Source organism: uncultured Psychrobacter sp., from assembly GCF_947500265.1.
Lineage (GTDB): Bacteria > Pseudomonadota > Gammaproteobacteria > Pseudomonadales > Moraxellaceae > Psychrobacter.
Genome location: NZ_CANMRN010000001.1, coordinates 50,479 through 73,209, shown reverse-complemented (window position 1 = coordinate 73,209; position 22,731 = coordinate 50,479). Strand labels below are relative to the sequence as shown.

The 22,731-nt window shown below is 43.3% G+C and carries 20 protein-coding genes and 1 other RNA gene; 9 read left to right on the top strand and 12 right to left on the bottom strand.

Features of this window, described 5'->3' with window-relative positions:
• The first annotated feature begins 236 nt into the window (after positions 1-236).
• Positions 237-432, top strand: a non-coding RNA gene (gene ssrS / locus Q0788_RS00310) — 6S RNA.
• A 106-nt stretch (positions 433-538) separates the two neighbouring features.
• Here the strand turns inward: ssrS and Q0788_RS00305 are convergent.
• Positions 539-1,171, bottom strand: a complete 633-nt coding sequence (locus tag Q0788_RS00305; RefSeq protein WP_057760971.1) for an FxsA family protein — start codon at positions 1,169-1,171, stop codon at positions 539-541.
• Between the two features lie 253 nt (positions 1,172-1,424).
• Between Q0788_RS00305 and ruvC the strand changes: the two genes are divergently transcribed.
• The gene (gene ruvC / locus Q0788_RS00300; protein WP_057760973.1) at positions 1,425-2,009 is read left to right on the top strand and encodes a crossover junction endodeoxyribonuclease RuvC; all 585 of its coding nucleotides are present in this window, start codon (positions 1,425-1,427) and stop codon (positions 2,007-2,009) included.
• Positions 2,010-2,139: 130 nt separating this feature from the next.
• Here ruvC and Q0788_RS00295 read toward each other — a convergent pair whose 3' ends face one another.
• The 4 genes from Q0788_RS00295 to Q0788_RS00280 form a co-directional block, all read right to left on the bottom strand.
• On the bottom strand, positions 2,140-3,090 hold the full coding sequence (locus tag Q0788_RS00295; protein WP_298807169.1) for an META domain-containing protein: 951 nt from the start codon (positions 3,088-3,090) through the stop codon (positions 2,140-2,142).
• A 314-nt stretch (positions 3,091-3,404) separates the two neighbouring features.
• On the bottom strand, positions 3,405-4,067 hold the full coding sequence (locus Q0788_RS00290; RefSeq protein WP_298807168.1) for a glutathione S-transferase family protein: 663 nt from the start codon (positions 4,065-4,067) through the stop codon (positions 3,405-3,407).
• A 220-nt stretch (positions 4,068-4,287) separates the two neighbouring features.
• On the bottom strand, positions 4,288-4,926 hold the full coding sequence (locus Q0788_RS00285) for a peroxiredoxin (protein WP_114700376.1): 639 nt from the start codon (positions 4,924-4,926) through the stop codon (positions 4,288-4,290).
• A gap of 437 nt (positions 4,927-5,363) precedes the next feature.
• Positions 5,364-7,103 (bottom strand): glutamine--tRNA ligase/YqeY domain fusion protein, encoded by a 1,740-nt coding sequence (locus Q0788_RS00280; RefSeq protein WP_298807166.1) that lies wholly within the window; start codon positions 7,101-7,103, stop codon positions 5,364-5,366.
• A 312-nt stretch (positions 7,104-7,415) separates the two neighbouring features.
• On the opposite strand from Q0788_RS00280, the gene Q0788_RS00275 reads away from it, so the two are divergent.
• Together Q0788_RS00275 and Q0788_RS00270 are read left to right on the top strand one after the other, a co-directional pair.
• Positions 7,416-7,931 carry a peptidylprolyl isomerase gene (locus tag Q0788_RS00275; protein ID WP_057760980.1) on the top strand — a complete coding sequence of 172 codons (516 nt, stop codon included), beginning with the start codon at positions 7,416-7,418 and terminating at the stop codon, positions 7,929-7,931.
• 123 nt (positions 7,932-8,054) lie between these two features.
• Positions 8,055-8,939, top strand: a complete 885-nt coding sequence (locus Q0788_RS00270; RefSeq protein WP_298807165.1) for a UDP-2,3-diacylglucosamine diphosphatase — start codon at positions 8,055-8,057, stop codon at positions 8,937-8,939.
• 120 nt (positions 8,940-9,059) lie between these two features.
• Here the strand turns inward: Q0788_RS00270 and orn are convergent, their stop codons facing one another.
• Complete coding sequence (orn, locus tag Q0788_RS00265; protein WP_057760984.1) at positions 9,060-9,647, bottom strand: oligoribonuclease; 588 nt, start codon at positions 9,645-9,647, stop codon at positions 9,060-9,062.
• A 230-nt stretch (positions 9,648-9,877) separates the two neighbouring features.
• Between orn and rsgA the strand changes: the two genes are divergently transcribed.
• The 4 genes from rsgA (at position 9,878) to secB (ending at position 12,909) form a co-directional block, all read left to right on the top strand.
• Complete coding sequence (rsgA, locus tag Q0788_RS00260; RefSeq protein WP_261869670.1) at positions 9,878-10,981, top strand: ribosome small subunit-dependent GTPase A; 1,104 nt, start codon at positions 9,878-9,880, stop codon at positions 10,979-10,981.
• A 205-nt stretch (positions 10,982-11,186) separates the two neighbouring features.
• Positions 11,187-11,642, top strand: a complete 456-nt coding sequence (locus Q0788_RS00255) for a rhodanese-like domain-containing protein (RefSeq protein ID WP_201567342.1) — start codon at positions 11,187-11,189, stop codon at positions 11,640-11,642.
• A 359-nt stretch (positions 11,643-12,001) separates the two neighbouring features.
• Positions 12,002-12,265 (top strand): glutaredoxin 3, encoded by a 264-nt coding sequence (grxC, locus tag Q0788_RS00250; RefSeq protein WP_021813631.1) that lies wholly within the window; start codon positions 12,002-12,004, stop codon positions 12,263-12,265.
• Between the two features lie 191 nt (positions 12,266-12,456).
• A complete protein-coding gene (gene secB / locus Q0788_RS00245; RefSeq protein ID WP_057760989.1) occupies positions 12,457-12,909 on the top strand; it encodes a protein-export chaperone SecB in 453 nt (150 codons plus the stop codon).
• Positions 12,910-13,101: 192 nt separating this feature from the next.
• Here secB and adk read toward each other — a convergent pair whose 3' ends face one another.
• The 6 genes from adk to Q0788_RS00215 form a co-directional block, all read right to left on the bottom strand.
• Entirely contained in the window at positions 13,102-13,755 is a 654-nt protein-coding gene (adk, locus tag Q0788_RS00240) for an adenylate kinase (RefSeq protein WP_180952604.1), read from the bottom strand.
• A 321-nt stretch (positions 13,756-14,076) separates the two neighbouring features.
• Positions 14,077-15,357, bottom strand: coding sequence for a c-type cytochrome biogenesis protein CcmI (gene ccmI, locus Q0788_RS00235; protein ID WP_298807164.1), 1,281 nt, complete (start codon positions 15,355-15,357; stop codon positions 14,077-14,079).
• On the bottom strand, positions 15,354-15,911 hold the full coding sequence (locus Q0788_RS00230) for a cytochrome c-type biogenesis protein (RefSeq protein ID WP_298807163.1): 558 nt from the start codon (positions 15,909-15,911) through the stop codon (positions 15,354-15,356). Before Q0788_RS00230 ends, ccmI begins: the two co-directional genes overlap by 4 nt.
• Positions 15,908-16,585 carry a DsbE family thiol:disulfide interchange protein gene (locus Q0788_RS00225; protein ID WP_298807161.1) on the bottom strand — a complete coding sequence of 226 codons (678 nt, stop codon included), beginning with the start codon at positions 16,583-16,585 and terminating at the stop codon, positions 15,908-15,910. The genes Q0788_RS00230 and Q0788_RS00225 overlap by 4 nt, the downstream gene beginning before the upstream one ends.
• A gap of 1 nt (position 16,586) precedes the next feature.
• The gene (locus tag Q0788_RS00220) at positions 16,587-18,617 is read right to left on the bottom strand and encodes a heme lyase CcmF/NrfE family subunit (protein WP_201571266.1); all 2,031 of its coding nucleotides are present in this window, start codon (positions 18,615-18,617) and stop codon (positions 16,587-16,589) included.
• 280 nt (positions 18,618-18,897) lie between these two features.
• Positions 18,898-20,232, bottom strand: a complete 1,335-nt coding sequence (locus Q0788_RS00215; RefSeq protein WP_298807160.1) for a hypothetical protein — start codon at positions 20,230-20,232, stop codon at positions 18,898-18,900.
• Between the two features lie 494 nt (positions 20,233-20,726).
• Here Q0788_RS00215 and mrdA point away from each other — a divergent pair, with 494 nt between their 5' ends.
• Positions 20,727-22,712: a penicillin-binding protein 2 gene (mrdA, locus tag Q0788_RS00210; protein WP_191113959.1), complete on the top strand. Its 1,986-nt coding sequence runs from the start codon at positions 20,727-20,729 to the stop codon at positions 22,710-22,712.
• The last annotated feature ends 19 nt before the right edge of the window (positions 22,713-22,731 follow it).

The following is a 22,731-nucleotide window of genomic DNA, read 5'->3' as shown; positions in this document are numbered from 1 at the left end:
CCTCGAGTGAATGAACGCCTATAATGCTGTGTAAGGGAATATAAAGCCCTCTATATTAACACACATCTTGAAATAGCTGAAAAACTGAGCATTTTTCGTGAGTTTATGAATAATTTTATAGGGTTATCTTGTGATGATTTTTCTATACAAGATAATATAAATGCGCCCAACTAACCAAGCTACGTATCAATCTGTAATTCAGACTTGCAATCACTCTTTTCATTGGTTAAGATAAAACTATTCTGAAGTGTTGGCTAGTAGATGTTTATTCCCTGAGCCGATAATGCTTTACCAGGATGTGGTACCTATTGTCTCATTGTGTATGCCTGCACCGCTTGCGGTGTATCAGGAAACCTGCAGAGATGATGACGCATCCGCCCTGAACTTCACGGTTCATGGGTCACCATCTTACAGCGGCACTTCGGTTGTTTCATTCGGTTAGTAAGTATATTTCTTATAATTTATTTACTACCACTAAAAAGCCCCTTTCGTCATTGATGAGAGGGGCTTTTTTTACGCTTACGATTTAACTAAATAGTTATTCGTCATTAGCAGATTTAGTAATCTTTTTTACATCTTTAGGGATGTTTTTGGCAGTACCATCAACCGTAGTATGCTGTTTAAACACATCACCAAATGGGTTTTGCTGCTGTTGACCAAATGGATTCTGACCATTCATGCCACCTGCACCACCGAACGGGTTTTGACCGCCCATACCACCAGCACCGCCAAACGGATTTTGACCGCCGCCCATTTGACCACCCATCTGCTTGGCCATCATTTCCATCATTTTTTGCTGATTGTTCATGACGTAATTATTGGCCAAGTCTTTTAGCTTTTTCTGCACAGGTGGCAATACCACCAACAACGCCATCAAATCACTAAGCACCCCAGGAATAAGCAGTAAAATACCAGCAGCTGCCATCGCGATACTCTTGATCATCGTGGTCTCTGGTGGACGCATCGCAGGGTTCATCATGCCACCAGCTTTCATTTGCTGTGCCATTGGATTAAGAGCAGCCATACCTTTGCGCATCAAGGAGATACCGATAACCGCGGCGATAATAAACCACATAAACACCCACCAGCCGCTCATAAACTGAGCAAGCAAATACCACAGTAGCATCTCGATAATAAACCAAACGATGGCTATACCAACTATCTGACCCATAAAGTGTCGTCCTATAAAATAAAAACCAATAAATTGAGCGCCATAAAAATTAAAATGGCTAACATATGATGTATATGGGGATTGGTTGCTATACTATCAAACTTAAGGCTAATTTTTAAGCCATATAGTCGGTACAACATAATTTGGACACAAGGAAGGTGGAAGATAGTACTACGAATAGTAGGCTAAGCGAGTCCGTATCCAATCTATATTGTATTGAATATAAAACGACAGGTAAGCAAGACGGAATATTATGGCAATTATTATAGGAATTGATCCAGGGTCACGCATGACCGGTTATGGGATAGTACAGCAGACAGGTGACAAGCTGACATATATCGATGCAGGGACGATTCGCACAGATACCAAAGAGATGCCTGAACGCCTCAAACGCATCTTTAATGGACTAACCCGCATCACACAGCATCATTTAAAATACGCAGACGAGCCTATCTATACAGCGATTGAGCAAGTATTTATGGCAGAAAACCCTGATTCCGCACTTAAGCTTGGGCAAGCACGAGGTGCAGCGATTGCGGCGATGGTTGCACTAGATTTAGAAGTATCAGAATATACGGCTCGGCAAATCAAACAAGCAGTCTGTGGCTATGGAGCAGCGGCCAAAGAACAAGTACAAGAGATGGTCTGCCGGATATTAGCGTTAGAAGTCGTACCACAACAAGATGCTGCTGACGGTCTTGCCTGTGCCATCTGTCATGCTCACTCAAGCCATTCAATGAATAAGTTAATATTGAATAGCGCTATGCGTGGTCGCGGTGCTTCAAAAAAGAAAGGCCGTTGGCGTTTGACTGAAGAAGATTTGGGTAACTTGCGTTAAAGATCAGCGTTGAAACAGAAACGCGTCAAAATAGATAAACAGCAAGGTAGACATCCTATAAAAAGACACGTGCTATTAGACGCGTGTTTTTTATGACTATGAACATTTCAAATGCTCAAACTATAATAGGCTACTCTACAACTGCACTTTCAATGACAGCATCTAGTATATAAGCATACTTTTCATCAGCAGTATCGTCTTTAGTTGGCTCGCTGTTCTCTGATAACTCATCGATATGTAGTGGATAGCGTTGTAAGCGTAATACTTCTTCGTGTTTGCTGTCATGCTGATAGCCATCGATCTCACCAACGAATACTCGCCACTGTCCTTCGTGAGTTTTAATACCTTGATCATTATAAGTAATAGGCTTAACTCGTAGACACTGCTCAGAGTTACCTGCTTCGCAAGGTACTGTTTCGGAGTTTACTGCCCAAAATACTGTTTCACCCTTACTGTTATATTTCGCTTGTGCAGTAAGCCTACCATTCCAAACCAGAGTTACATCATCGTCGGTAAACTGGGTCAATACTGGGCTATCGCCTTGATCAATTTTGAACTCACTACTGCCCTGCATCAACGTATTCAAGGTGTTTTCAGCCACATCTAGCTCGCCACAAGACATCTTTGTACTCATACCCTCTTCAGTAGTTAAGGTATGCCCTTTTAACTGATAGCCAGCACTAATCGTATTACAGCCTACACTATAGCTTAGCGTGTCTTGCCCCTGATATTGGTTGAATGCAAGCGTTACCTGACTGTTGATATTCGCAAATTCAGCCATAGGTTGTTCATTAGCGTCGACTGCGTTTACCAACGTCCAACGATGATGAGATAAGGTGGTCGTCAGCTTTTCTTGAGCAGTTAATTCAACAGGTTCAGATTCGTCTGATGTAGGGCTCATACTAGATACCAGATCTTCACTTACGGCTGAGTCTGTCATCTCGCCAGCTTCAGGACCCTGCGATGTATCACTTTCGCTAGACGCCGCTTCTTTTTGACACGCACTTAGCATCAGACTAACTGCCATCATACTGGGTAATAGCAGTAATTTTAACGTTGGCTTATTTCGGCTACCTACCATATTACATACCTCTTAGTAAGCTTGTACAACTTATCTCGCGTACCATCTATATTTTAAAAAACCTATTCAAAAGAAGTCATAATTTAAAAGTATTCTTCTTAAATAAACGTTTTAAAAACATAATTGATATAACTAAGCTAGATTAACCACTATAACCTTGGCACTATTAACCTATGTAACGAAATGTTGAATTTTATTATATTTCATAAAAAAACAGCTAACGATTGAGGTTAGCTGTTTTGCTTTATAGCGATCAATTTACCAAGTAGGTTAATAGATAAATTTTATGATTTAAACTATTTTTCTAGTACCTTTTAGTCATTCACACTTGTAGGTTTGGCTTTAGCCATATTTTTAATACTGAAACGTTCATTCATCTTTTGATAAAAGCGAGCCAGGTTTTCGCCTTGCTCATTAGGATTAATCTTCAATACTTTACCAAAATCCAAGCTGAGATATAGCACGATATCCGCAAAACTTAATTGCTCACCTACTAGGTATTCACGACCTTCTAATATCGTCTCAAAATACGCCATAGCTTTAACAGCACGAGCAATTGATGGTGCGACGAACTCGGGCACTTGCTCAACACGTTGTGCTTTAGATGGATGACTGTGTTGAAACGCGAGCATCAAGTTATACATCACTTCAAACTCTGCAACACGGCGCATAGAACAAACCTGCGCACGCTGTACCACATCATTACCCATGACCGAACGCTCACCATAAACACGATCCAGATACTCACAAACTGCCTGAGAATCATTCAATACAGTACCATCATCTAAGGTCAAAACAGGTACGGTCTGCATTGGATTCATTTGCGTAAAGGATTCTGACATTTGCTCATTTGCCGCAAAATCAATATCGATCACATCGACATCATCCATATCATCAACATCGATACCTTTTGAAGCTAATAAGATAAGCGCTTTACGTGGATTGGGCGCTGTACGGGTAATATATAATTTTTTCATAGCAAACTCCTTGTAAGAATGATTGGACAGCGATTTTACGCTGATACGCTTTATTATGGTTGTTGTGCTGATAAGCACAAACTATTGATACGCTATACCACAGTTATAGCTTAATCTGGCCATCATGGCAAAGTCTTATTAATCATAAAGTAGAAATAAATAAAGCCCCATAACCTTGAGTCATGGGGCTTTATTTAATCACATTTATACATTAGTCTAATTATTTGTTTGGTGCAGGTGTGGTACGTAGATACGGCTTAATCTCTTTGTGACCTTTTGGATATTTTGCAGCGATATCTTCGTTTTTCACACTTGGTGGAATGATCACATCGTCGCCATCTTTCCAATCTACAGGTGTTGCAATGTTGTACTCATCCGACAACTGTAGTGCGTCAATTACGCGGATAATTTCATCAAAGTTACGGCCACAGCTGGCAGGATATGTCAGCGTTAGACGGATTTTTTTGCTTGGATCAATGATAAAGACGCTACGTACTGTATGAGTGCTATCGGCATTGGGATGCATCATGTCATATAGCTCAGCGACTTCTTTATTAGGATCAGCGATGATTGGGAAGTTCATATCTGTGCCTTGAGTCTCACCGATATCGCTCGCCCACGCTTTGTGATCTTCTAAGCTATCAACAGAAATACAAATCGGCTTTACATTGCGCTTTTGGAACTCGCCATTTAGTGCAGCGGCGCGACCAAGCTCAGTGGTGCATACTGGCGTAAAATCTGCTGGATGCGAGAAAAAAACGACCCAATGATCACCTGCCCACTCGTGAAAATTGATGTCACCTTCTGTGGTTGTAGCGTCAAAATTTGGTGCGGTATCACCTAAACGTAAATGTGCCATGCTTGATTCCTTAGCTATTAGCTATGTGAATGAACGCTTATATCGACACGTCGGCCTCGCGTTCTATTATTATCATCGACGTGCTCAGCTATCAAATATAACATAAAGCACATCCGTAAAAACTGACTTTATCTTAACAAACTGGTTATGAATGTCTTGTGACGGATTGTAATGCGGTTATTCCATTTACCTCTAAGCTGATGGACAAATTTTCTAATGAGTTTTTATGGACCAGTAGCTTTGTTAAATAACTAGATCACCATACCTGCATCCCATAAGCAAAATTCGCCACTATAATTATGCATAGAATAACTACACACAAAAAAGCCCATTCCTAGCGTACTAGAAATGGGCTAACTTGCAAACTACTATTATTCAGTATTATTTCAAAATATCTATTTGGATAAGGATACTTTCAAATACTAAGCCAACATAAATTAAGCTGGCTTATAGCTATCACGTAAGCTAACGATTTGGTTAAATACTGGCTTATCCGTGCTGTGATCTTCGCTATCAGAGATGAAGTAACCTTCACGCTCAAACTGGAAACGCGTGCCAGCATCTGCATTGACCAAAGATGGCTCAACTACTGCATTTAGCTCAGTGAGCGAGTTCGGGTTTAGCGCTTGATGAACATCAGCGACGCCACTTGGATCCTCAGCACTGAATAGCTGCTCGTACATGCGTACTGTCGCTGGCACACCTTGACTGGCTGATACCCAATGAATCACGCCTTTGACCTTACGCCCTTCAGGGTTATTGCCCAAAGTAGCAGGGTCAATCGTCGCTTTTAGCTCAATGACATTGCCACTTTCATCAGTGATATGCTCAGTGACGGCTAACACATAGGTATTACGCAGACGAATCTCTGGCTTTTCTGGAGAAAGACGCTTGTAGCCTGCTGGCGGCTCAATCTCGTAATCACCTTGATCGATGTACAGCGTCTCGGTAAATGGAATCTCACGCTCACCCATATCGACGTTAGGATGGTTCGGCTGAGTCAACCAAAGCGTCTGAGTCGTATCGTCAAAACGTGCATTAACGCTATCAGCTTTTTGCGACTCCCAACTGCTGACCGCTTCACTAAAGTTAGTGATAGTTACTTTTAACGGCTTTAGTACTGCCATACCGCGACCAGTAGTCGTCTCCAACGATTGACGAACGCTAAACTCTAGCAAACGGAAATCAACCACGCTATCCGCTTTGGTCACACCCACACGCTCACAAAAATCGCGCAAGCCCTCTGGCGTATAACCACGGCGACGCATGCCAGCGACGGTCGGCATACGTGGATCGTCCCAACCGCTTACGATACCTTCATCTACCAGTTGCTTTAGCTTACGCTTACTGGTCAATGTATGGTCAACGTTTAAGCGGCTAAACTCGTACTGATGCGGCGGTACGTCAAAGCCGATTTTTTCGATGACCCAATCATAGAATGGACGATGATCTTCAAACTCAAGCGTACATAATGAATGGGTAATCCCTTCTAACGCATCAGAGAGTGGATGAGCAAAGTCATACATTGGATAAATGCACCATTTATCACCAGTCTGATGATGCGCTTGATGCATCACGCGATAGATAACAGGATCACGCAGGTTCATATTTGGGCTAGCCATATCAATCTTGGCACGCAAAATAGCCTTTCCTTCAGCGTATTTACCGTCTTTCATATCATTGAAAAGCGCTAGGTTTTCTTCAACACTGGCATCACGATATGGTGAAGGCGTTCCCGCTTCATTGAATGAACCACGGTTTTCTTTGATTTGCTCAGGGGTTTGCAAATCAACATAAGCGTCGCCTTGCTCAATCAACTGAATTGCCCATGCATGCAATTGATCAAAATAACCTGAGGCATGATGCGCCTCGCCTGCCCACTCAAAACCTAACCACTGCACATCGTTTTTAATATTGTCGATGTAATCTTGCTTTTCAGCGGTTGGGTTGGTGTCATCAAAACGCAGGTTGCACACACCGCCGAACTCTTTGGCCACACCAAAGTTTAAGCAGATAGATTTTACGTGACCCAAGTGCAGGTAGCCATTTGGCTCAGGCGGAAAGCGCGTTACAATTTGCTGATATCTTTGCGCATTGACATCGTCACGAATGATATTACGAATAAAATCGTTTTTTGCTTCGTCTTTTTGTGCATTGTTGCTTGAGTGATCACTCATCGGGCATTGCTCCTAACGCAAATTGTCAGTTCATGGTGCGTGCCATCACGCATCACGAAACGTTTAAACTAAAGTGTTAAAATAAAACGAGAATATTAAAATAAAGCGAGAATATTAAAACTTAGATAGTGCGACCGCATTATCAAAATTTGTCAAAAATGGGTAAAGTTGCGTTATTCTATCAGGTTTCGCAAACGCATTAACAGCCTGATACATGACACGGGATAAAAAAGCCGTTAGACTACCCGTAACTTTTTAACCACCACTCACAATAGTGCTATTTAAGGCGCTGCAATCAAAAAGGAATATCCCATGGTAGACATGCCACCAGTAGTAGAACTTGAAACCAATATGGGTGCGATCGTTATCGAACTCAACGAAGAAAAAGCACCAAAAACCGTAGAAAACTTTTTAAACTACGTAAAATCTGGTCAGTATGACGGTACAATTTTCCATCGCATCATTGATGGTTTCATGATTCAAGGCGGCGGAATGGACGCTGAGATGAATGAAAAACCAACCAATGCGCCTATCGAAAACGAAGCGGACAACGGCCTGAAAAATGACAAAGGTACTATCGCAATGGCGCGTACCCAAGATCCGCATTCAGCGACTAGCCAGTTCTTCATCAACGTAAAAGACAACGACTTCCTAAACCACTCTGGCAAGAACATGCAAGGTTGGGGTTACACCGTATTTGGTAAAGTAACAAGCGGTATGGACGTTATCGAAAAAATGCGCAGCGTACCAACTGGTCGTTTCGGTATGCATGCTGATGTGCCAAAAGAGCCAGTTGTTATCAACTCAGCAACCATCATTACTCAGTAGTAGTTATTTAATAGCAGCTATTCAGTAATAGTTACTTAGCGATAGCTGTGAATGAGCTAGCATGATTTAATAGAGTTTATTAAATCATGCTCGCCATACGATAAGTCACGAGGACCAAGATAAATGCAAAGTTTTAATCACTTAATCACGACCCGCCCTTATCAAGTGCGGCAAGTATTGATTAGCGATTTGCATTTATCGCCTCAGGAGCCTGCCTTAGTGCAGGCTTTTTTGGCGCTATTAGATGACTGTCTAGCGCTACCTGCGCTCAAACGCCTCTTTATATTGGGTGATTGGTTTGAGGTGTGGCTAGGTGATGATACCTACTTGTCCCTATCGAAAGAGAAGGAGTCAGAAGATGAACAGAAAAAACATTGGCTAACTCCGCTCATAGCTAAACTCAAGCAGCTACGTATCAATGGCTGTGAGATACTGGTCATGCATGGTAACCGTGATTTTTTATTGGGTCAGCCGTTTTGTAATCTGTTCGGCGGTGAGCTTATCAGCGAGCCGTATACTTTGCCTGTTGGTCAGCAGCATTACCGCTTAGAGCACGGTGATGCGTTATGTACTGATGATAAAAAATATCAGTTCTTTCGCAAAATTATGCGCAACCGTTTAACTCAGTGGTATTTGCTTAATAAGTCATTAGAAAAACGCTTAGCCATCGCAGATAATATGCGCAAAAAAAGCCAACAGAATAATGCTCATAAAGCTGCTCATATTATGGACGTGAATGATAAAGCCGTACGTCAAGCTATTGCTACTAGCGATGCATTATTGCACGGACATACTCATCGTCCAGACATCCATCAGGCGACTGCTAATAAAAAGCGCTACGTGCTTGGCGACTGGCGATTATTAGATAAAGACACTCGCCAGCCGAAAGTCAGTGCTGTGATTGGTGCAGTTACAGATGACGAGCATTCAAATGACGGTTTGAATAGTAACGATTTAAGCAGTAATGATGCTGAGTTTGGATTGTTTGAGTTTACGATGCTTGTTTGATTCTAACGTTGAATCTAGCTTAAACATAAAAAGGGTCTGTTGAAATATCAACAGACCCTTTTTATTTTTTATTACAATTCTTTCATTACACTTTTAAATAGCTTATCTCTTGCCAGTTTTTTAAGGTATTAGCTTAAAGAAATGTTGACGGTAGTGCTTTAGCTCACGGATAGAGTCACGAATATCGTCTAGGGCTAAATGACTGCCACCTTTTTCGAAGTTCTTTAAGATATCAGGACGCCAGCGGAAACAAAGCTCTTTAATTGATGATACGTCAAGATTGCGATAATGGAAGAAACGCTCAAGCTCTGGCATTTGGCGCGCCATAAATCGACGATCTTGACAAATAGAGTTACCACACATTGGCGACTTACCACTATCGACCCACTTGTTTAGGAACTTGATGGTCTCCGCTTCGGCTTCTGCCAATGTCACCGTACTACGGCGCACACGATCGACCAATCCTGATTGACCGTGCTGCTTGGTATTCCAGTCATCCATTTTATTTAAAACTTGATCTGAAACCTTGATAGCAAATACAGGCCCTTCAGCAAGTACATTCAAATCTTCGTCAGTAACGACAGTAGCAATCTCGATAATCTCATCGTTTAAGGTATCAAGTCCGGTCATTTCTAAATCAATCCACACCAGCCCTTTTTTGCCTTGATTTTTGATTTTAATCTTATTGGGATGGTCACCGGTAGTCATACAATATCCTATGGTCATTAAATTTTGGGACAGTTTTAAACATAATTTAAAAAACGTATTGCGGTTGAATACTCATATTCGGGCAGCATTGTCATGCACCGATTGATTCAAAAAATCTAGCAAGCAGTCAAAATATTACAAAACCACTGTCTGCCGCAGACGCTTTAGGCTGTATGTTAGCAAATTTTCACGCTACACTTAGCAATATTTTTATAATAGGTCAAAAACCCATGGCATTAATCCGGCAACGCAAACTGACTAAACAACAGATTCGTCGCATCGACAAGCAGCAACTGTCCAATCAAGATAGTATTGATGATAGTTTGATGGATGGCGTGGTCATGGCGCATTACGGTAAGCAACTAGAAGTACAAGTCACTAGCCTGCCAGCTGTCATACCTGAGCAGCCAGAGATTGCGCCTGATGATCCTGAGCCATTTTGGCAAACGCTTGAATTGAATGATATCTGGCGCTGTCATGTGCGTACCAATCTACCGATGCTAGCTGCTGGTGATCAAGTACGATGGAATGCTGACTCTAATACTGGCTTTGGACGTATCGAAGCGGTCAAACCGCGTACATCGCTGGTTTCTCGTCCTGACCGCTATCATAAGCTCAAACCTGTTGCCGCCAATGTCGATATTTTGGCGATTGTTTTTGCGCCATTGCCTGCCGCCGCGCCAACGCTGATCGATCGCTATCTCGTGGTATGCCATCATGCAGGTGTCAAACCACTGTTGGTACTCAACAAAGCCGATTTATTGGCAGAAGAAAATGGCGTAGACACCAATGAATTATTGGCACAATATGCCGCGCTTGGTTATGAAAGCGTTCTGACTTCGGTCGATTGCCCTGAAAATATCGCTGAGAGCGATGAGCAAGAAGGCCTTGATGAACTAAAACGCTATATAGATAAAAAGCTGGTCATCTTTGCGGGTCAATCTGGCGTCGGCAAAAGCAGTCTAATCAATGCCCTACTGCCTGACTCTGGACAGAGCGTCAATATCATTTCGCAAAACTCTAAGCTCGGTCAGCACACCACGACGACCAGTCGACTGCTGCCATTCAATCCAGAAGACCTCACTCAAGGCGGTATCGTTGATACACCAGGGATTCGTGAGTATGGCATTTGGCATCTTACTCCTGACGATATTATTTCAGGCTTCGTTGAGCTAGCACCATTGGCTGGTGACTGCCAATTCCGTGACTGTCGCCATACTCACAACAGCAAAGGCTGCGCGCTATGGCAAGCAGTAGCTGATGGTGAGGTATTGCAGCGCCGCGTTGAAAACCTCGTCACACTACGAGAAGAGGCAGATACTAAGCCTTATTAGTATCTGCTTTAATTGAAACGGTCTTGAGAGTAGTTATTTTTATTAGGCTGAGAAGATCCATAGATAGGTACAATAACTGCCCAATTATTGCCTGTGTCATCGCCCGTTTACTATAGATGGCCTTATCGGTATAATAGCGCCTTGTTCAATATCATTGGGCTGTCTTCTCAGCTTAATAGAACACTTATTTTTTTGGAGGTATGGTTTGGATCGTGCGCTGGAATTTGTGGGCAACCACCCGTTTTTATTTGGTATATTAGCCGTACTTGCTATACTGTTTTTTACGATTGAAAACAAACGTAGCGGTAGAAAAATATCGCCTAACACGCTTGGCATGATGGTCAATTCTCAAAACGCGCAACTTATTGATATTCGCGCTAAGAAGAAATTTGAATCAGGCTATATTCAAGGCAGCCGTAACATACCATTCACTGACCTCAAAGACCGCTTAGAAGAGATTCGCGCGATTGAGCAGCCAGTGATTATCATCTGCGACATGGGCGTCCAAGCAGGCGCTGCGATTCAGATGATTGGTAAAGATAGTGTCTATCGCTTAGATGGCGGTATTGGCGGCTGGCAAGGCGCTGGCATGCCGTTGGTGGGTGTAAAAGACGCCAAAGCAAAGGCTAAAGGTAAAACAAAACCAAGTCTAAGCAAGTAATAGATGTGTATAAGCACTTAAGTGAAGCGGTTATACACATCGCTTAGCTGATGTTTGTGTGACCTGACTGACGTTATCAGCGCTACCAACGCTATAAAGAAGACACCTTTTTATCAGGTGTCTTTTTTTGTGGTTTATTTTTTATGTTCTATTTATCATGTTTTATAGCACTAAAATACGTTTTGAGCCAAAACGGCTTGAATTTGTTATGCCCATCCCCACTTTAGTAATGAGCATCACCGAATGCATTTTTGCTTTACTCATTGATAACAGACTATACCAACGCTTAGACTATGATAATTTATCATGCTCTTTATAATACGTTTGTTATCCCATAAATTTATAAATAAGGATTTACCATGACTGTATCTGTGAAAGTTTACACTACCCCTATCTGCCCATACTGCTCAAACGCCAAACAACTACTAAAAACCAAAGGCGTTGATTATGAAGAAATCGGCATGCACGATATGAGCAGCGAAGAGCGTCAAGCGTTAATGAAAAAAACCAATAATTACCGCACTGTGCCGCAAATCTTCGTTGGTGAAACCTTTGTCGGTGGTTTTGATGAGCTCAACCAAATGAACCAGCAAGGCAAACTTGACGAGCTATTGGCTGGTTAATCTGCTACCTTTCTTTACTGTCTGTCTTTTTTTATGTAAAGATAGACAGTGGCACGTTTTAATAGAGCAGTAAGAAGTAATAAGAAAAATATCGAGACAATACCAAAAAATAGTCTCGATTTATATTACAATGAACGTTTATTAAAATGACGATTTGCCCAATCATTTGATTTAATTTTAGAGGATTTACCATGGCTGAAGAACAAGCACAACCACAATTGGCACTAGAACGCATCTACGTAAAAGACATGTCACTTGAAGTCCCAGGCGCTAGCGTATTCACCAAAGAGTGGAACCCAGAGCTTGACATCAATTTGTCTAGCAACGCTGAAAAACTAGATGACGATCATTATCAAATCATCCTAACTGTGAGCGTTACTGCCAAAAATGCGGAAGAAGCAGCATTTATCGCTGAAGTGCATCAAGCAGGTATCTTCTTATTAAAAGACATTCCAGAAGATCAAATCGGTCAAATCCTAGGCGCATACTGCCCTAACGTGTTGTTCCCATATGCTCGTGAAGTCATCAGCGACATCGTGACGCGCGGTAGCTTCCCACAATTGCTACTAGCACCTGTGAACTTTGATCAAGCGTATGCACAAAGCCAGCAGCAAGCACAAGTTGATGCTCAAGGTAACGCATAAGCATTAATTAAAATATATGAGCTATACCAGTCGTATATTTGATAAAAGGCCGTTTACTTATAATGAGTAAGCGGTTTTTTTGTGGGTATGTTTTATGAGGCATAAAATCATCAGCCATAAAAAAACCCTGCTATTAAACAGGGTCTTCAATGACTACATCGACTGGCTAAATTACTTAGCTAACATCGATAACTAGCCTTTTAGTGCAGATAGGATTTGCTGCTTAACGTCATCGATACCTTGCGTACCATCAAACTTGTCATAGTTAGGCGCATCATCGCCTTCTTTAGCTTTGTCTTGGTAAAAACCAACCAATGCTGACGTTTGCTCATGATAAGTAGATAGACGGTCACGGATAGTCGCTTCTTGGTCATCTTCACGCTGGATAAGCGCTTCACCAGTGACGTCATCGATGCCTTCAACCTTTGGTGGATTGTGATCGACATGATAAACGCGACCTGAACCTGGATGCTGACGACGGCCAGACAAACGGCTCACGATTTCGTCATCAGGTACACTGATTTCGATAACATGGTCGATAGCAACATCAGCGTCTGCAAGTGCTTGCGCTTGAGGAATAGTGCGCGGGAAACCATCTAGGATACAACCATTCACACAATCAGGCTTAGCGATACGCTCTTTCACTAGGTTGATAATGAGGTCATCAGAAACCAAACCACCAGCATTCATGATATCTTTAGCTTTTTTGCCAAGCTCGCTACCTTCTTTAATTGCTGCACGTAGCATGTCGCCAGTTGAGATCTGTGGAATATCATATTCTTTAGAAATAAACTGGGCTTGGGTACCTTTACCGGCGCCTGGTGGTCCTAGTAAAATAATACGCATCATTACACGACTCTCCTTAATAGATAGGATTTTGGGATTAATAAAACTCTGGGATTAGTTGTTTGCAAAGCTACCTTACCTTGTGGCCCTGCAAAGCTCAAGTATTTTCATTATTGATGTGACAAGTTGGCATGACTTATCTGTTCATACATGGTCAATTCAAGATAAAAAGTAGCAGAATTGACTACGTTTGGAGTGCCCATTTATCTATCTGGGTTACCTTCACTTCACTTCATATCTCTTTCAAATTAGAACAATCATAACACTGCTGCTCGCGTCCCTACTGAGCAACAGCCTCCGGTATTTATCATACTACTATGTCTATGGAACTTGCTGATTGATTTCCACGTTGACCTGATTTTGTTCTGCGCTGATAACCACTGGATTACCCGAGAGGTCGCCTGACTCTGCGGTAGCATTGCCACTATGACTGATACGAGCGATGACCGCTAGCTGTACTTTATCAGAACGAGCCGACCCTAGGGTACGCTCTGGCATCATAGCATCAAGATCACTTAGACTAATAACTGCTTCGCCTTGTTTGATATTGCTAATTGGTAGACGCTTAGCCGCAAATGGTGGACCACCTTTCACGTCACGTATCGCTACGAATAGCGTATCATCAGCTTTTACCAATGGTAACAGACTAGCGTTTATTTTGACTGTCACTTCGACGCCTTCAGAGGCTTGCTGCTGCTGCATCACCACATTAGCGCTAAGCTCATCTAGACTTGATAGCGCTTGCGTATGATCACCTGGTTTGGCAGCGATACTGTCACGCAGACGTTTAATCCAGCCTTGCGCTTGATCGAAGTTACTAGCACGTGCTTCACCCATCGCCATAAGCATCTGTGCGCCCTCGTGCTCTGGATTTGTGACCAGTATGTTTTCGAGTACACGGCGGCTATTAGCATCTAACTGACCTTTATTAGCAAAGAAACTGATCTGCGCATAAGTGGTCGCAATCTCTTCGTTATCAGGTGATAGACGATAAGCGCGCGACAAAGCCTCTAATGCCGAATCAGTCGCCTCTAATGACAAGAACAGCTCTGATAGGCGCATCCAGCGATTGTAGTCACTGGCATGACGATAGACGTTAGTCTGCATGGCACTAATCAGCTGGTTACCATCTTCAATTGCCCAAGCAGGTGGCTGATCGATTCTACCTGTCAATAGATCGTCCGCCACTTGACCGACTTTGTCCTCAGCAGCCCACAGCTCAAAGACAGGTGTGCGATCACCGACCATCAGATATGCCATGGCAGTCAATACAGGTACCCAAACCATAATAATCAATCGGCTTTTGATACCTGGCGTGACCATCGGTGACACTTCACGCTGAGCGTCCAAAAGCTGACGCTCAAGCTCAAGCTTCTGGTTTTGATAGTGATGGTCATCAATGATACCACTGTCTTTGTCTGTTTTCAGCTCTGCTAGTCGCTCACGAAACACAGCAACGTTGATATCCAGCAGTTGATTGTCCACAGGCTTACTATGCGAACGCGGTGCTCTTAACCACGGCTTAATGGTGATAATGCCCAATAGTAGAGCGACAAGTAAACTTAGCGCAATAAATAAGCCAACAGTAGAAAATATGGTCATTTTTTGCCCCCAAGGCTTGTAGTGTCGTCTTTGTCATCGTTATTGACTCGTGACAATAAGCGATCAAGTTCTGCTTTTTCAGCGGCAGACAACGCTTTGACATGGTTGTCTACTGCTAAACCACTCTCGCCGCTGGCGACAAGCTGACGGCGTTTACTTTGCCAAAACCAACCGACCAATAAAACGATCAATAATAATGGTGGGAAAAACCATAAAATCCATGTTGAAGGGCGTACTGGCGGCTTATAACTGATAAAGTCGCCATAACGCTCTTGCATATAGGCTCGAATCTCGCCATCACTACGACCATCTTTTATCAAATCATAGGTTTTTTGCTTTAAGTCTTGCGCAATTGGTGCATCAGACCCTGCCAAATTTTGGTTTTGACATTTCGGGCAGCGCAGCTCTTCAATGAGACCACGGTACTGAGCTTCTTGTTGCACAGAATCAAAATCATAGACATCAATGGCAGCAAAACTGGCCATACTGAATAGACAAGCAATTAACAAGCTTGCTAGCTTTATGGTTGCATTTCTTATTTGGTAGGCTATCATTTGCACGCCTCCGCAACTTGGCTCGGATCTGGACTGACCCCATTATTACTAGCGTCGTTGAGTACCATTAAGCAAGGCGTAATACGACTTTGCCAATTGCTCTCATTGATCTCACCGATGATATGCTGACGAATAATCCCATCACCATCGACGATGAAAGTCTCAGGCGCACCAGTCAGACCTAAGTCAAGAGCGAACTGCCCTGACAAGTCTTGAATAGACATAGAGAACGGGTCGCCACCGCGATTAAGATACCCTAATGCATCTCCAATATCATCTTTGTAGTTTACGCCCACCAAGTTAACACCGCGCTCTTCTAACTTCATCAAAAAAGGATGCTCAATGATACAAGTTGGACACCAAGAGCCCCAAATATTCATGAGGAATGGCTTATCTGGCAAGTTGTCATTGGTCATGATACGACTGGTATCTGATAACAATGGCAACTCAAAGGCAGGTACTGGACGCTCAAGCGCTGTATTGGTCACGATATCCGTCGGTTTACCCAAACGCATATAGAGCATAGCAACCAAACCAATAAAGATAACCAGCGGAATCAAAAACCCAATTTTTAGTTTTTTCTTAGTTTTTACTTTATTGCTGCCCGCAACTTTAGGGTCGTTGACAACCTCTTGCTGAGCTTTTTTATCAGGTTCATTGTTTGAGGTAGTCATATTAACGCTCCCCTATCTTTGTAGCTGACGTATCCAAATCCGCAACCGTCGCAAAGCCTGATTTTTTGGCCGCGATTTGCGCAGGTGTTTTGGTTTTTTTGATACGGTAACGATTGTCTAGCATGCTGAGCAATGCACCGAAAGCCATGATAAGTGCACCCAACCATATCCAGCGGATCAGCGGTTTGACATAGATACGGAAAGCCCATTCATTGCTATCTTCAGCAATTGGCTCACCAAGTGCTACGTACACATCGCGCATCAGATTGGCATCAATCGCAGCCTCCGTCATCGGCATCATACTGATAATATAGTTACGCTTTTCAGGATATAACGTGGTCACTTCTTGACCGTCTTTACTGACTGTTACTTCTGCTTGCGTAGCGTCAAAGTTACTGCCTTTTACTTCACTAAAACCTTTTACCGTAAAGTCATAGCCTTGCACATTGACACTGTCATTAGGCCCTAATGCCACATCGCGCTCAATGCTCAACGTACTGGTAAATGCCACACCGATAACTGCAATGATGACGCCAATATGAGCGGTTTGCTGACCCCAGTAGCTTAGACGCAACTGACGTAAGCCATTTAAACGACTTGGTGCATTTTTAGTCTTGTCTTTGAAATCGACAACCATCCATAACAACACCCAAAAGCTCACAGCTAATGTAACACCGATATTTAGCATCGCTGATGGACTAGTAAAATAGGTGATAATGGCAGCCAATACCAAACTGCTTACCGCGATAACCATGCCAGCACCCAATAACGGGCGGCTGTCTTGTTTCCAGCGGATATTAGAGCCCATACCCATCGCCACCAGTAGTAGCCATGTCAACGGCACAAATAGAGCGTTGAAGTATGGAGGGCCAACAGATACCTGACCTAAGTTAAAGGCATCAGCAATAATAGGATATAGCGTACCAAGTAGTACGACTAAGGTTGAAATTAGAATGATAACGTTGTTAATCACTAGAAATGATTCACGTGAGATGAGTCGATACTGACTCTCGACCGTCAAACGCCAGCCACGTACCGCAAACATCAACAGACCACCGCCGACGATGATACCGAGGATGACTAGAATCACTAGACCACGCGTTGGATCAGCGGCAAATGAATGCACTGAGGTGATGACACCTGAACGTACTAAGAACGTACCAAGCAGACTAAGCGCAAAAGCAAAGATTGCGAGCATAATAGTCCATGCTTTAAATACACCGCGTTTTTCGGTGACAGCAAGTGAATGCAGTAGCGCTGTTCCTGCCAACCATGGCATCAATGAGGCGTTCTCTACTGGATCCCAGAACCACCAACCGCCCCAGCCAAGCTCATAATAAGCCCACCATGAGCCAAGCGCGATACCGACTGTTAAGAACCCCCAAGCCGCCAATGCCCATGGACGCGACCAGCGTGTCCATACCGCATCCAAACGCCCTTCCCACAATGCTGCCATACAAAACGCAAATGGCACAACCATACCCACATAGCCCATATAGAGCATCGGCGGGTGAATAATCAAACCAAAATCTTGTAATACAGGGTTTAGATCCGCGCCATCAACAGGTAGATTGGGCAATGTGCGATCAAATGGCGATGAGGTAAAGATAAGCATCGCTAGCATCATCATTTGCACGCCTGCCAATATCACCAGCACTCGCGCACGCATCGACAACGGCAACCCACGACTGAAGTAAGAGACCAATGCACACCAAGTGGCCATGATGGTCATCCAAAGCAGCAGCGAGCCTTCATGCCCGCCCCATGTCGCCGACAGCTTGTAGTACCAAGGCAGCAATGTATTGGAATGCTGAGTGACGTAGACGAGACTAAAATCGTTGTAATAAAAGCCTGCCATCAGCGCAGCAAATGAGGTAATCATTGCCGCAAATTGTGCCCATGCCAGACTTGGCGCCAAACGCTGCCAAGCGACGTGGTCACGCATAACGCCAATGGTTGGTAGTACCACCTGCAAAATCGCCAATATAAAAGCGGCCAGCAAGGCAAAATAACCCAATTCTGTGATTAACATACGGTCTAACCTTGTTTACCTTGGATACAATTAAGGGTTCACCGATGGCATTGCTAGCCACTGGCAAACGCTAATAGTCCTTTATGCGGTCATAGTTTACGGTTAAAAACTGAGGTTTCAATTGCTGTAGAAGCACATAAAACCCGCTACTATCATTGTGACGTATCAATATGAATGATTGATACAAAATGCTTATCTGTTGTTAATTTTACATTTTCTAGTTATTCAAAGCTTATTCAATACAGCCGTTCATGACTAATTAAAAATACTTATTAATGCATTACTGCATCGAGGGGAAAAATACTAACACTAAATGCAACCAACCTGCTAGAAAACCGGTCAAACCACCCAAAACAATCAACGTCATCTCATCCTCACGGAAAGCTGGACGCAACAGGTTCTGAAACTCATTTGGCGTGAGCGCACGTATTCTATCGCGAAACAGACCAAATATCTTACTGGCTCGGCTTTCATTTAGCTCAGGGTCTCGCAGTGGCACCATCGTTGCGACAATAGACTTGTCGATAATGGTATTTTTAAGTTGGCCATAATCGCGGCGTCCCAATCCCACACGTAGTGTCGTGCTAATCACTGGTGACTCTAGCACCGTATATAGATGCGATTTCATCAAATCACGGGTTTGTGCTGAGCGATCACCATACATCATCTCATTCATGATGTTTTCTAGAGTGACCAAATCCTTTACCACAATCTCAGCAAAAACCTCAGAAACTTCCTCTTGGCGCTTCATAAAGCCACCTTGCAAACGATATTTTGCGATATGTGGTATGACGGGTTTGATAAATGGAAAGCGACTCTGCACCGTAAACAGTTTAAAATAAGGTATGAAGTGCGGCTCCACTGGATTAAATACCATCCAAATGGCAATCCAATTGGTGAGAAAACCCCAAATGGCGGCAAAGAAAGGTACGGTCCAATGCTGTGGCACCACCAAAAATATAAACATCTGGATAATACCAAATACCAGACCAATCAAAGCACTGATGTGCCAGATAAAATCGATCTCTTTTTGCCCAACCTTTAGAAACATATTGACCATCAGGCGACGATCGTTTTCCATGGTGTTGACAATCATTTTGCGCATATCGACCAAGTCTTCGACATGATAAGTCAAATCTGTCACAAGCGACTGCATAATACTGGGTAGCTCTTTATGGGCTTGCGCATAGACACGGCGCTTTAGGGCGTAAGGAAGGTTGCCCCACAATGCTGGCGAGTGATCTAGCATAATCTCATCAATCAATGGCTCAAGGTTTTTGTCCACCGTGTCGGTGACAAATATCGCCATTTGTTCAGGTTCCATCGCCTTAAAAAACTCATCAAGCGAACCGAGTTTTGAGAGCGTCTGGTCAACGATAACCCCTGATATCTTGCCCGCTTTGCGCGGAACGATACCTTGCCAACCGATACCTGGCAGCCCAAAAAATGGGAAGTTAGGAATACGAATACCCCAAAACTTGACCGGATAGAACAGCATCTTGAGCGCCATCCACACATGTACCCAAGTGACGAATGCCGTCACTGGTGGGATGGTCAGCATGGCAAAGAACTCTGGGTGTTCAGCTATCGTCTGCCATAATGAATTTACGTCCATGACTTATCTAGTCCCTGACAGGTTGATTGTCGTTGCTAATAGTGTCGCTACTGATAACGAGACTTTAGCAAAATGAGAACGTTTCAAAAGACGCTCCGCCCATAATAACTACTATAAAATAAATCGCCTGATTTTAGCATACTTGCCATTTATTAGCACATATAGACCAGCGGCAAGTTGTGACTAAAGATGACATGATTCATATCGTCTGTTACCCAATAAAAAACTCGAATATAAGCCAGTTCTTGGTCAGTAGATAATCAAGACAAAATATATGACTGAGTACTGCGTCTGCTCATTTGTTCTGTTATAATTTGTAGTGCAATAACAAATACTACCTGCGTATAAATGACTGCATAACGATTTCACCCCATACCCTTCTATGTGATTGAAACCATTTGCATTATCTTTTAGACTCACCGCACTTTGGTTAACCAACCTGCCCTCTTATTTTTCTTTTATTGACTCACTGACCGTTTGGGCTCTGATCTTCTATGAATAAACCGATAACTCCCAATACCGAACAGGTCAACAGTACCTTTACCAATCGTATTATCATCTTTGGGATTATAATATTGATTGGTTTGGGCGGTTTGATAACACGTTATGGGTATTTGCAAGTCTACGCTCATGATCAATACACAACGCAAGCCGATAACAACCGTATCAAACTGATATCTGCGCCGCCTAGTCGTGGGTATATCTATGATCGTAACGGGGTAATACTGGCAGACAACCAGCCAGTCTTTACAGCGATGCTCAGTCCTGATGAGGTCGAAAACCCTGAGCGCACGTTGCATCTGCTAGCTCCGATTTTTGATTTAACCGATACAGATATCACTGATATCTTGGCGCGTCTAAGTAAAAATAAAAATGACCCGGTAACGATTAAAATCGATTTAACAGAAGCACAGTTGGCTCAATTTAGTGAGCGTAAGCCATTCTTCCGCGGGGTCTCTATCCAGAGCAAGCTTACGCGCTCTTATCCTTATGATGAGCTGTTTGCCCATGTCATTGGCTATGTCGGACGTATCAATGACAAAGAGTCAAAGCGTATTGATAAAGACCGTTACGCTGGTACTGACTTGATTGGTAAGATTGGTATCGAAGACTACTACGAAGATATTTTGCTTGGGCAACCGGGTTATCAATCGGTAGAGACAGACGCACATGGGAATATCTTACGTCAATTGGATACCAAGCCGCCGATAGCGGGTAACGATATTACATTGAGCTTGGATTATGGTTTGCAAACCATCGCCCAGCAGCAACTTGATGGACGCCGCGGTGCAATCGTTGCTATAGACCCAAAAAACGGTGACGTCTTAGCATTTGTTAGTAATCCAAGTTATGACCCTAACCCTTTTATATCGGGTATCTCTTTTAAAGATTATGATGATCTGCGCGAAGATTTAGATCAGCCCTTGTATAACCGTGCGCTACAAGGTACCTACCCACCTGGCTCTACTATCAAGCCATTTGAGGGTTTGGGCGGTATTCATTATGGTCTACGCGATTGGAATAGCACCATCTATGACCCTGGTTATTTTAGCTTACCTGGTGACACGCATCGATTCCGCGATTGGAAACGTGGCGGTCATGGCACGGTAGATCTGAAAAAATCCATCGCGATGTCGGTCGATACTTATTATTATAAGTTGGCTTATGAGATGGGCATTCAACGTCTGCACGACTGGATGGTACGCTTTGGTTTCGGTGAAGATACTGGTATTGATTTGCCTAACGAAAAATCAGGCATCATGCCATCACCAAAATGGAAAAAAGACACTTACGATAAAGATTGGCTACCAGGCGAAACGATCTCGGTCAGTATTGGACAAGGGTACTTCTTAGCCACACCGCTACAGATTGCCAACGCTACAGCCATGACTGCTAGTAAAGGGCAGCACATTACCCCGCATTTATTAAAGAGCAGTGACGGTGCTGCGGACGTCAAAATCATCACTAAGCCAGATGGCAAAATCGACTATAACGGTAAGCCGTCCGACTGGTTGCGTATGCATGATGCGATGGAAAGCGTGGTAGAAAATGGTACAGGACGCGGTATCTATACCCCGCGCTATCGTATCGCTGGTAAAACAGGTACTGCACAGGTGAAATCAATCGCGCAGGGCAAACGCTACGATAAGTCAGCAATAGATAAGCGCCACTGGGATCACGCTTGGTTTAATGGTTTTGCCCCAGTAGAAGACCCGCAGATTGCCCTCGCAGTATTGGTCGAAAATGGCGGCGGTGGTAGTGCTGTTGCCGCACCTATTGGCCGTGCTCTATTTGATTACTGGGTATTACAACGCAAGACAGATCCTGTGTTGCCTCCTTCTGCTGATGAGCTAAAAGTCATTAAACGCCAAAAGGCTTTTGAAAAAGCCATGCGTGATGCCATTCGCGATAAAGAAGCAAAAGCATTGGAGGAGAAAGAAGCCGCGGAAGCCGAAGCGGCAGCAGCGACATCTGAGTAACTAGACGTTTAAGTACTTA